We start from the raw sequence: 12,501 nt of genomic DNA, 5'->3' as shown, positions 1-12,501 counted from the left end.
GAGGATCGAGCATCGAGCATCGAGGATCGAGCATCGAGGATCGAGCATCGAGCATCGAGCATCGAGCATCGAGGATCGAGCATCGAGGATCGAGCATCGAGGATCGAGCATCGAGGATCGAGCATCGAGCATCGAGGATCGAGCATCGAGCATCGAGCATCGAGGATCGAGCATCGAGGATCGAGCATCGAGGATCGAGCATCGAGGATCGAGGATCGAGCATCGAGCATCGAGGATCGAGCATCGAGCATCGAGGATCGAGCATCGAGGATCGAGGATCGAAGATCGAGCATCGAGCATCGAGCATCGAGCATCGAGGATCGAGCATCGAGCATCCAGGATCATGTGCTGAACGCTTACCTGTCCACTACCTACTGTCCACTGTCTACTGTCTCCTTACTTCGCAATACTATCCACCATAAAGACCAGGGTAAAGCCCTGCACCAAGACACTCAGCCAATCTCTCCAGCCCTTGATCTCCAGCCGGTCAACCACAATGGTCTCCCCCGCCTCTACCACAGTCTCTCGCTTTACCTTTCTGGTAGAGCCATCTCTTCGAGTGATCTCGATCCGTCTTTCATTAGCCCGTTCGGAGAATCCGCCGGCTAACCCCAAATAATAACTGACTGTCCTGGCCGGCTCGTAGGGGAATGTTCCCCCGGTCTGAACCTCTCCCACTACGGTAACCGTATTCGGGGCCGCCGGGAGAGTAATCACATCTCCATTGAGCAACTCAAGGTCAGCTTCCGGGTCTTTCTCTATCATCAGGTCATAAAGATTGACACTTAAGACCTCGCCTTTCCGTTCTATTTTGACCTCTTCCCTGGTAGCCGCCGAGGTAATCCCACCGGCCCTGAGGATAACGCCTCTTAATGTTTCCCCTCTCGAAAGGGTGTAAATACCCGGTTTCGCTACCTGGCCTTTTAAGAGGACCGTATCCTCTACCTGCTGATCGTAAGAGTATATAGTAATCTGGTCGCCGTTCTCAAGTTTAAAGCCTGGTTTCAGGTCAGTCGGATCAATCCAAAAGGCGCTGCTTTTCTTGGCGGGTGTGATTCTCTTGATAAGGACTTTGGGGACATAGGCCTCAGGATGGAAACCGCCTGCCATAATTAGCAGATCCTCAAATCCTTCTTCATCCTTGATCTCGTACTGACCAGGACGCTTAACCTTTCCTTCTATGCTCACGGTGGGCCCGGCCGGCGGGACATAAATTACATCATCGGCTTCTAGGAGCGGGTTTTGTGCCAATTCTCCCCTAATGAAAAACCGATAGAGATCTACTTCGATTTCGGATGGCAGATTTCTTTCTGGGTTCTGTGCTCTGGGCGCTGGATTTCGTCTTAGCTGTATCCTTCTTATCGACCCGGAAGGTTCCAGTCCGCCGGCTTTTTTTATGGCGGTAGAGACATGGTCAAGGGGGCTGAATCTGTAAATATCCGGCTGCCTTACCCGTCCAAGAACAAAGACCCTGATAGGCCGAAGTCCGGTCAGTAGGACATTGACTTCAATATCCTTGTAGTATTTACCCACCTGTTTCCAGACCATCTCCTGAGTCTGCCCAATAGTCAAGTTCTGGATGAATAATTCTCCCACCCCGGGGATAAATATCTTCCCCTCAGGTGTCACCTGAAGACGGTAACTGGTATTTAACTTGCCCCAGATATTGATATTCAAAATATCTCCCGGACCTAAGCGGTAGTCAGGGGGAGTCAGGGCCGCTCCTTCTAATAAATAGTCTCCTTCCTGGACTTGGCCGGTCTCAAGTAATTGGTGACCGAAGGGCAAAACCGTGGCTTCCCCTGCTCCCACACCGGCCGGGATCAACTCCTGGTCGAGGAAGCCTTCTCCTTGTTGGGCCTGGGCCTTGACTCCGAATACCAGAAGGAATAGCAGACAGACAGTCACCCTCGATTTTGGATTTTGGATTTCGGATTTCTCATTCTGCATTCCGCAATGTTTACCTCCTCATCCGCTTGGTTAAATAAGAACTCAAACCGTAATCTAAAGGGGTGCTGGTATCGAAGCAAACGTAATCTATAGCTGCCTGTCCGCATGCTTGCTGCATCTGGTCAATAAAGCCTTTTACATGGGAAAGATATTCTTCTCTGAGATAATCTGCCTCAATCGGAAGTTCAGTGCCATCTTCCATATCTTTAAAAAGGAGGGAACCGTCAAAAGGGAAGGTAAGCTCATAATTATCAAGTAAATGGAAGAGAAGCACCTCGTGTTTCTTATGCCGCAGATGGCTCAATCCGGCCATAACTGCCGCCTGGTCATCAAACAGGTCGGAAATGATTACAAAGAGTCCCCGACGTTTAATCCGTTCAGCTAACTCGTGCAGGGTTCGGCTGATACCTGTCTCTCCTCTGGGCGTAAGACTTTCTAATCCTTCCAGGACCGCATGGAGGTGGGCAGGATGTCCTCGGGGCGGAATGTAGTGGCGAATCCCCTCATCAAAGGTAATCAAACCAACATAATCTTGCTGCTTAAGCATCAGATAGGTTAAAGAAGCTGCCAGGTAGGAGCCGTATTCGAGTTTACTTACCTTCCCGGAACTATATCCCATCGAAGCGCTGGCATCTAAGAGAAGGTAGGCCTTAAGGTTGGTTTCTTCTTCAAATTCCTTGATATAAAACTTGTCACTCTTAGCGTAGGCCTTCCAATCTATGTAACGGATTTCATCTCCCGGCACATAAGGACGATATTCGGCAAATTCTACATTGAAACCCCTGAAGGGAGACTTATGGAGACCGGCGATAAAACCTTCCACCACCAGCCTGGCCTTTATCTGAAGACCGGATAATCTGGATATGACCTCCGGCTTTAAAAATCGGCGGTAGTCTTTCATACGAGTTTCGAGTTTCGGGTTTCGGGTTCTGGGTGCCTCGAGATTCGAAACCCGAAAGTCGTTAGAAGCGATACGAGATCGAAAAACGGTGAGATAGACCCAAATCACTATTATTAAGCACCGTGTAATCCAACTTGAGACCTCCCGGAACTACGGCTTCGGTTTCTCTACCTCTTCCGGCCCCATAGTATCTTCGTCCTTCACGATAATACTGCCTGGTTTGAACCTTTTGGCCCTTCATCGGGCTTATGCCCAGACCGGCGGTAATATCACCCTCATCATATCCGGCTCTTAAAGCTAGCTTTCCACTCAGCCCAGAGAGTTCCGTTCCCCCATGAACCTTGACAGAGCGGTGGCTGGTCTTATCCAGGTCCAGGGTAAAAATAAGGGCATTCTCCATCAAACGGTAGGCGGCGCCAGCCCGAACGGCTAAGGGCCATTTATCCTTCTCTTCTTCCCGGTCTATCTTTGGCCCGATTACATTTCCCAGATTTAACCCCAGGCTTAGTTCCGGCATAGGGCGATAGAGCAAACCAAGGTCTAGGCCCAGGCCGCTGCCGCTGTCATCGCCCCATTTGTGGGAAAACCACTTAAAATTGCCGCCGGCAGAAAAACGCGGCGAGAACATATAACTGCTGGCCAAAGAGAAAAGACTCTTTTTGTTGGACAGGTCTCCGCCCGGTGTATTACTTGCATCCGTTTGTTCAATTCCATCCACACTCAACTGGGCAAATCCGCCACCCAGGCTCCAGGATGAAAAAGAACGGCCAAGACCGAGGAAATAATACCCTGTTTCCTCAAAGAGGCTGGCATGCATAAAAGAAGTCTCTCCGCCTCTGATCTGAGACAATCCAGCCGCATTAGTGCCGATAGCCCCTAAGTCGTCGGCCAGACCAACGTAGGCCCTCCCCATAGCCTGGGCCCTCACGGCCGTTCCCAGGGCAGTAAAATAGCCGGGTAGACCCCCGTCTTCGGCGGCCGCATGGGCAGAAACTCCCCACAGCAGGATGCCTATCAACGAGATAATATAGATGGCGGATTTCGGATTTCGGATTGCGGATTTCGGATTTCTTTCTTTCATTGGGTAACCACCCCCTGTTTTGATTTATGGCCATGGTCATCGTTTCGGCCATCTTTCGAATCGCGAATCTCGAATTGCGAATCGCGAATCTATTTTTTAACAATGACCCGACAAATGGCTAAAGAATCTTTGGTAAACGAATCTAACGAATTAAACGAAAAAGTAACTATTTAGCCACAAAGCCACTAATTCACGAAGAAAATAATGGAATAGCCCACGACATTACGGTAACTTTAGCTATTCTTGACAGTTAAAAGTTCTCACGGGTTTTCAAGCCTAACCCATTTAGAATAGGACATTTACCTCTAAAGGCGGCTCGACTTACAAATACCAACAATACCAATGGCTTACGGAGAACTTTTAGCTGTCGAGGCTATTTATCGGGTTGTTGTTTTTTAATTCGCAATTCGCAATTCGCAATTCGCGATTAATTCGTAAGTGGCCGAAACAATGACCATCACCGTCATTTCACTTCCTTGGCTCATTTCATTTTCAAAGATGGATAAATGGGCGACTCAGGTCTGGGAATCAATCTTTGGTTTTGGCAATCAGGGATTAGGTCTAATTCTTCTAAAATCACCTGGCCTATCAAGGCTTCACTTAAAGGATGCCCAACAATACAGTCTGTATTCATAAATCTATTCCCTATTTTTATGGTCACTGTTCCTGCCACAGGTCTCTCTTCCTTTCTCTCATCGGCATATATTACCACGACCTTCCGGAGGATCTTTAGATTAAGATTTTCCACCACATCCTGAGGGAGAGACAGCATTACAGCGCCGGTATCCACTATCGCCTCCATCTGATACTTCTTGATATTGTCCTCCTGGATCTGGTTTTCTAAAAATCTATATCTATCTGCAAAGTTCTCCAGCTCAATCTGAACTCTAATTTCACCCATCATCAAGCCTCCTCCTTTACCTGACCATTATCTTCCTTACGACATCATCTCCCCCAGCCTCAATATAGCATAAGTAGGCACCGGCTTCCACCAGATTGCCCTCACCATTTCTCCCATCCCAGGGGACCTCGTTCGGCCCTTCTTTCCCACCCTCTTCTCCGGCTGAGAACTCGAATTCCTTGACCAGATGGCCCAGCAGATCATAGATTCGAATCGTGACCTTAGTATCCTTCTTCAGATGATAAACAATCGTCGTCTCTTCAGAAGGCAAGAAGGGATTAGGATAGTTGCTTACCTCTGAAATAGTCCCCAGGCTCTCAGGAGTAACCCCGTATTCTACCAACCGGAATTCACCGGTATCCTTAGTCTCGGCTGTAACTGTATTAGCCTCTGTATCCACCCAGGAACCAGACACCAGTTCCCAGGCTTCAGTAGTCTCATGGTAATGATACATCCTCAGATTTTCTTCATTACTTACCTTATCTTCCTGATAGAGAATAGTGACCCTAATATCCCCTACAAAAACCCCTTTATCCAGAGCTATCCTCAAACTCGGATTATCGACCCCCTTTATCTTATGATAATAGATCATCTCTGTCGGGGTATCAAGGGAATCTACGTGAACATAAGTATCCGTATCAAGGACATTAGCGGGCACGGTAACCGTGCCTCTTCCCTCAAGTGAAATTGATTCACCATTAGCCGCTACCATCCATTCGGAATAACCCAAGATGGTGATAGTAGTGGAGCGCTCCTCAGAATAAGCCCCTGTATTACCAGCCGCATCCACGGCCCGAACCCGGAAAGAATAGGTGTGATAGAGACTTCCTGTAAATTCGTAAGAGGTATCGGCCGTGGTAGAGATCAGGGTCTGCCAGGGACCGATCCCTTTCTTGTATTCAAGTCGGTAGGAAGCTATCCCTGAGGCATTATCTGTCCCTGACCAGGTGATGACAAAATTCGACCTTGAGTTCTCCGGCAGAACGGCCAGAGAGACCGTCGGAGGCGCGGTATCAATGTTAATGCTGTAAGTTGAATCTGACCGTTTAACCCCACCGGCCTTATTTACGGCATCAACATACCAGGTGTGGGCACCCGGTGCGAGCACCTGCGAGGGTGTAGTCTGAGGAGTGGGGATGTCTGTAGCTATTTGGCTGCCATCTATGAAGAGGCTGTAACCGGCTATCTCTGATTCTGGATCAGAGGATGACTGCCAGGACAGGGTAGGCTGAGGGTTATTAGTCCAGCTCCCATTGGCCGGGGAAGAAAGATCAAAGGCCAGGGGCGGAGTAGGATCGATATTAATGGTGTAGATTGAGTTTGAGTTTGTTACCCCCTCGGCCTTATTTACCGCCCGGACATACCAGGTGTGGGCGCCGGGCACAAGCGCCTGCGAGGGTGTAGCCTGGGTAGTCTGTATTCCTGTCCCCACCTGGCTCCCGTCTATAAAGAGATTGTAACCGGCCATCCCTGATTCCGGATCAGAGGATGGCTGCCAGGACAGGGTAGGCTGAGGGTTATTGGTCCAGCTCCCATTGGCTGGTGAAGCCAGATCAAAGCCCAGGGGCGGAGTAGGATCGATATTAATAGTGTAGATTGAGCTTGAGTTCCTTACCCCATCGGCCTTATTTACCGCCTCGACATACCAGGTGTGTGGGCCTGGCGTGAGCGCCTGGGGGGGTGCAGTCTGGGTAGTCTGTATGCCTGTCTGCACCCGGCTGCCGTCTATAAAGAGACTGTAACCGGCCAGCCCTGATTCCGGATCAGAGGATGACTGCCAGGACAGGGTAGGCTGAGGGTTATTGGTCCATGTCCCATTAGCCGGCGAAACGAGATCAAAGGCCAGGGGCGGAGTAGAATCCAACTTGACGCCGTCGGAAAATACCGGATCAGATTCAAGACCCACCACATCCTGAGCCTTGACCGTGAAATAGTAAGTCTCTTCCGATAAAAGGAAAAGACCGCTCTCGGTCACTGAGGTATCAGCCCCGTTATTTTTCCAATTCACCAGGTCGGTTCCACCCGGCATTGTTCCAATGGCATAAAGATAAGCGGCAATCCCGCTCCCTTCTCCATCATCGGCGGCTGCCCAGTTGGCTGAGAGTTCGGTCTCGGATACTAATCCATCGCTGACCCAGGCCACCGGACCGGGCGGTGTGGTATCCAACCTGATTTCAAAGACGGAGTTGGAGGACATCGTATCGCCGGCATTGTTTATAGCCACTACATACCAGGTATGGGAGCCCTCGGTTATGGTCCCCTCCAGTTGGGTAAAGGTGGTTTGGGCCTCAACGCTCTTGTTCCGCACCCCATCCAGATAGAGGTCATATCCGGCCATCCCTGATTCACCGTTGGTGGTCTCCTGCCAACTAAACACAGGCGAGCGGCTGTCTGTCCAATCACCATTGGCCGGACTCAGTAAATTAAAGCCCACTGGAGCCGTCAAATCGATCTTCACCTCTTTCTGGTTTGTTTGTTCCTGGTGGCCAAGGCGGTCGATAGAATAGTATTGAAGGGTATGAATCCCTGAAGCGGTTAGGCTAATCTCTGTCCCTGTATCCCAGGAGATTCCGTCAGTGGAGTAACGAGTGGCCGCTACGCCGGCTCCCGTATCCGCCGGGCTGAGATCGACTGTTACCGGGGTATTGCTCCAATCCAACGGGGCATTATCGGTAGTGGTGGGCGGCGTATGGTCAAGATAGAGAGTAGCAGTGGCCATCCCTGTCTGGTTCCCGAGTTTATCGGCGCTTCGATATTCCAGGAGGTGAGTATCTTCATCTTTACCGGCCAGGGTAAAGGAACCGGTGTAGGTAGTCCATGCCCCTCCATCGAGCCGGTATTCGGTGAGATCTACCCCTACGCCGGCTCCATCAGTCTCAGAAAAGCTAAGGCTGGTGGTAGAGGCCACATATTTCACCCCATTGGGCGAATACTCAGGCCCGGTAATAATAAGCTCAACGGTTGGCGGAGTATCATCCACGTAGATATCCAGTATCTTTTCCACCTCCCAATGTCCCACGGTATCCTCGCTTTGATAACCAATGGTATGAAGACCGGCTATTTCCACTGAGAAAGGTTTTTCCTCATAAGCATTCCATCCCTCACCATCGAGCCGGTATCTGATGGCCTTAACCCCAGAGCCGGTATCAACCGCCGAAAGGCTAAAGGTATTAGTCGAGGTAACGTAGGTCACCTGACCAATAGGAAAGGCTGGATCAGAGACAATGATCTTACTGGCTGGCGGGGTGAAGTCCAGGCCGAAGGAGAAGGTGTCATTAGAGGCCGTCTCAAGACCTACCCCATTTTTGGCTCTGACATACCAGTCATGCCTACCTTCGGTTAATTCAACGGCTGGTTTTGTCTCGGTTACATCAGAAGAAACCGTCTGATCCCGGCGGTCGTCTATCAGGAGATCATAGCCGACCATTCCTGATTCATGGTCGGCAGAGGCCTCCCATGAGAGAGAAGGCACTGAATCGAGCCAGAGGCCGTCTACTGGCGATAATAGATCAAAGGCCAGCGGTGGGGTAGACTCGACCATAATTCCATCTGAGTAAGTCGAAGCAGATTCGAGCCTAACACCATCTCGAGTCTTGACACTGAAATAGTAAGTCTTTCCAGGGACAAGGGATAGACCATTTACGGTGACGTGGGTGTCGGAACCATTATCTGTCCAACCAACCACCTCAGTTCCACCCGGAGTTATCCCCAAGGCATAAAGGTAAGCCCTGATCCCGCTCCCCACACCATCATTGGCGGCTGCCCAATTAGCCGAAAGCTGATGGGTAGAGCTGGTTAGGTCTATATCCTCTCCCGGCCCATCATTGACCCAGGCTACCGGCTGAGGCGACGTGGTATCCAACCTGATTTCAAAGACAGAGTTTGAGGCCATCGTATCGCCGGCATTGTTTCTGGCTATCACATACCAGGTATGGGAGCCCTGGCTCATCGTCCCGTTCAGTTGGGTAGAGGTGGTTTGGGCCTCAACGCTCTTGTTCAGCGCCCCATCCAGATACAGGTCATATCCGGCCATACCCGATTCCCCATTAGTAGTTGGCAACCACGTGAAAACAGGCGACGGGCTGTCTATCCAATCACCATTGGCCGGACTCAGAAGATCGAATTCGTTCGGCGCAGTCAGGTCGATCTTCACCTCTGTCTGGTGAGTTTGCTCCTGGTGGCCAAGGTGGTCTGTAGAATAATATCGGAGGGTGTAAATCCCTGAAGCCATGAGGCTGACCGCTGTGCCTGTATCCCAGGAGATTCCATCAGTGGAGTAACGAGTGGCCGCTACACCGGCACCCGTATCTGTCGAACTGAGATTAATGGTAACCGGCGTATTGCTCCAATCTGAAGGGGCATTGTCCGTGGTGGCCGGCGGGGTATTATCTAAATATACCGACTGGCTATTGGTCGTCTCTGTATTACCCAGGTAATCTGTGCTATAATAACTTATGGTGTAATTCCCATCCGCCAGACCATCAGCTAAGCTAAAGGGAGACTGATAATCAGTCCAGTCTGTAACCCCATCTATTCGATACCGGATAGTATCAACACTAACCCCTGTATCAACAACATCTAAACTAAACCGGGCGGCGGAAGTAACATAAGTCGAGCCTGTATATTGAGGACCGGTGACGTTAAGGGAGGTCACCGGCGGGGTCTCATCAAGATAGACCGCCAGGCTCTTGGTATCCTCTCGGTTCCCTAAGTAATCCGTGCTTTGATAATAGATGATATGGTCTCCCGGCATGTCCAGCGAGAAGGTCTTGCTGTAAGATGTCCACGGCTGGCCATCAATTCGATAAAGGGTAGAGGCCACACCGGCCCCCAAATCTTCAGCCATAAGGGTAAAACCAGTGGCCGAAGTGATATAAAGGGTGTCGACTGCCTGGTAATTCGGGCCGGAAGGGACTAATAGGGTTGTTGGGCCAGTTTGATCTAAATAAATGTTGAGGCTTCGGATAGCCTCTGTATTTTCCAGATTATCTGTGCTGTAATATTGGAGGGTATGATCCCCTTCGGTCAGAATCCCTTCGCTTTGTAAGGAAAAGGCGGTGGTGTAGGACTTCCAGTTTCCACTGTCAATTTGGTAGAGGGTCGAGGCAGTCCCCGAACCGTCTTCGGTAACGGTTATCGTAAGGCTGCTGGAAGCTCCAACATAAGCCTTGTTCCCCATGATATATTTAGGTTCAGCCACCGCCACACTGCTGCTCGGCGCGGTTTGATCCAGGTAAACTGATAATTGCTTGACTGCTTCTATCTGCTGGAGGCTATCCGTGCTCCGGTACTCAATGAGATGATTTCCCTCAGTCTGGCCTGTCAGACTAAAGGGGGTCGTATAAGATATCCAGCCGCCGCCGTCTATTCGATAAACGGTTGAAGCCACACCGACGCCTGTGTCAGCCGCGGCCATAGAAAAGGTAGTGGCCGGGGTGACATAGATTTTATCTCTGATATACTTAGGTGTGGAAACGGCGAGGCTGGTGGCCGGCGGCGTTTGGTCAAGGTATACGGCCAGCGATTTGGTTCCCTCTATATTCTGGAGATTATCTCTGCTCCGGTATTCTATGGTATGGGCCCCTTCGGTGGTGATTCCTTCACTTTGGAGAGAAAAGGCAGAGACGTAGGTCTTCCAGCCTCCGGCATCAATCCGGTATTCGGTTAAGGCCACACCAGCGCTCGGTGTATCTATCGCCGAGAGGGTAAAGGTGTTATTCAGGCCAACATAAGTAATATTCCCCATTACTACCTTAGGATCACTAACCGTAATGGTGGTGGTGGGCGAAGTGTTGTCTAAATATACGGTCAGGCTCTTAGTAGCCTCTACATTTCCGGCCTTATCCGTGCTGTAGTACTTAATGGTGTGCACTCCCTCATTCCTACCGGCCAGAGTAAAGGCGGTGGTATAGGACAGCCAGCCTTGGCCATTAATTTGATACAAGGTTGAGGCCACGCCGGAGCCGGTATCGACCGCTGAAAGGGTAAAGGTAGTAGCTGAAGTGACATAGTAGTTCTCATAATTCGGAGCAGAGAGGGCCATACTCGTTACCGGTGGATCGTCATCTGTCTTAAAGGTAAAAATCGAGGTTGACCGGGTGGTCAAGCCGGCATTGTTTCTGGCATTCACATACCACTCATGCTGGCCGACTGAAAGCGGCGAAGCTGGGGTGGTTGAGGTAATAGCCGCCTCGACTGACTTGTTTAATTCACCATCCATATATAAATCATAGCCCGCTAAATTGGATTCAGTATCACTGCTTGCCTCCCAGGTGAGAATGGGGGAGGTGGTATCTACCTGGCTGCCGTTAGCCGGTGAAAGAAGATCAAAGGCGGCCGGAGGTGTAGTGTCAGGGGCGCGGCCGGTTCCCCAATAAGGATCATAGTTGTCAGAGGGATGGACGGTTAAAGGAACCTGACCGGTGCCGTCAGAATCCATCATATATATCCTGTCCCCTCCCCCATCCCGATCAGTAGCAAAGGTAATCTGACTTCCATCCGGGGAAAAGCAGGGATAACGATCGTGGGCCGGATTAGCCGTTAATCTGGTTTGACCGCTGCCATCAGGATTCATCACATAGATTTCTTCATTGCCATCGCGGGTGGAGACAAAGGCAATCCGGCCATCAGGGCCAAAAGCGGGATAATAGTCAGTAGCCAAATTATTGGTCAGTTTGGTCGGATTTGAGCCATCCACATCCATAACCCATATCTCATAATCACCATCCCGCATAGAGGCAAAAGCGATTTGGGTCCCATCAGGGGAGAAGGTTGGGTGCCGGTCCCAGAAGGCATTGTTAGTTAAGTTGCTCTGAACGCTGCCATTGATATTCATAAGATAGATTTCATAGTTGCCGTCCCGGGCCGACTCAAAGGCAATATAATTCCCATCGGGTGAAAAGACCGGATAATTATCGTCGGCGGAATTATTGGTTAACCGGACGGGATTAAGGCCGCTGGAAGTCATAAGGTATATCTCGTAATTGTTGCCAGAACGATAGGAGGCAAAAACAATCTGGTATCCATCCGGAGAGATAGCCGGAGCCCTGTCTTCAGCCAGATTATTGGTCAGATTAGACTGATCCTGACCGTCGGCGTTCATAACGTAGATTTCAGCATTGCCGTCACGATCAGAGACAAAGGCGATCTTACCGGCTTCCAGGCCGGCAAAGGTAGTGGCGTTGACCTCATTAGAATAGCCGGATTCACCGGCCGCATTATAGGCCTTGACCCGATAGTAATAAGTTGTCTGGGCCGCCAGAGGCATATCCTGATAGGTGGTTACATTGATTCCCAGGGTGGCTATTTGAGTATAGGTGCCGCCGGCTCCAACCTTCCTCTCTAAGTAAAAGCCGAGTTCAATAGTCGAATTATCCGTCCAGGACAGGTCTATCCGGCTGGTAGAGACAGCCACCGCCGTCAAATTGGTGGGGGCATTCGGAACTTCCAGGGTAGTGGCGTTGGCCTCATTGGAATAGCCGGATTCACCAGCGGCATTGTAGGCCAGGACCCGATAGTAGTAAGTGGTTTGAGAATCAAGCCCGGTATTCTGGTAGGTCGTCACATTAGCCGCTACGATGGCTATGGTATCGTAGGTTCCGCCCACGCCGGTCTTTCGTTGGATCTTAAAGCCGCTTTCCGTATCAGAATTATCAGTCCAGGCAAGAT

General features: G+C 50.4%; 6 protein-coding genes. All 6 read right to left on the bottom strand.

Translation table 11 applies throughout. The annotated features are described in order from the left end of the window. A partial coding sequence (locus tag AB1797_08780; protein MEW5767703.1) for a hypothetical protein occupies positions 1–345 on the bottom strand: 345 nt, incomplete at its 3' end. Between the two features lie 51 nt (positions 346–396). Then, the gene (locus tag AB1797_08775) at positions 397–1,950 is read right to left on the bottom strand and encodes an SLBB domain-containing protein (protein MEW5767702.1); all 1,554 of its coding nucleotides are present in this window, start codon (positions 1,948–1,950) and stop codon (positions 397–399) included. A 10-nt stretch (positions 1,951–1,960) separates the two neighbouring features. After that, a complete protein-coding gene (locus tag AB1797_08770) occupies positions 1,961–2,851 on the bottom strand; it encodes a DUF58 domain-containing protein (GenBank protein ID MEW5767701.1) in 891 nt (296 codons plus the stop codon). A gap of 61 nt (positions 2,852–2,912) precedes the next feature. Then, positions 2,913–3,932, bottom strand: coding sequence for a PorV/PorQ family protein (locus tag AB1797_08765; GenBank protein ID MEW5767700.1), 1,020 nt, complete (start codon positions 3,930–3,932; stop codon positions 2,913–2,915). A 481-nt stretch (positions 3,933–4,413) separates the two neighbouring features. Beyond that, positions 4,414–4,836, bottom strand: coding sequence for a retroviral-like aspartic protease family protein (locus AB1797_08760; GenBank protein ID MEW5767699.1), 423 nt, complete (start codon positions 4,834–4,836; stop codon positions 4,414–4,416). Positions 4,837–4,849: 13 nt separating this feature from the next. Then, positions 4,850–12,439: a T9SS type A sorting domain-containing protein gene (locus tag AB1797_08755; GenBank protein ID MEW5767698.1), complete on the bottom strand. Its 7,590-nt coding sequence runs from the start codon at positions 12,437–12,439 to the stop codon at positions 4,850–4,852. Positions 12,440–12,501 lie beyond the last annotated feature (62 nt).

The organism is bacterium (assembly GCA_040753085.1).
Classification (GTDB): Bacteria; UBA9089; JASEGY01; order JASEGY01; family JASEGY01; genus JASEGY01.
Note: the sequence above shows the minus strand (reverse complement) of the source record. Positions and strands in the feature narration are given on the sequence as shown.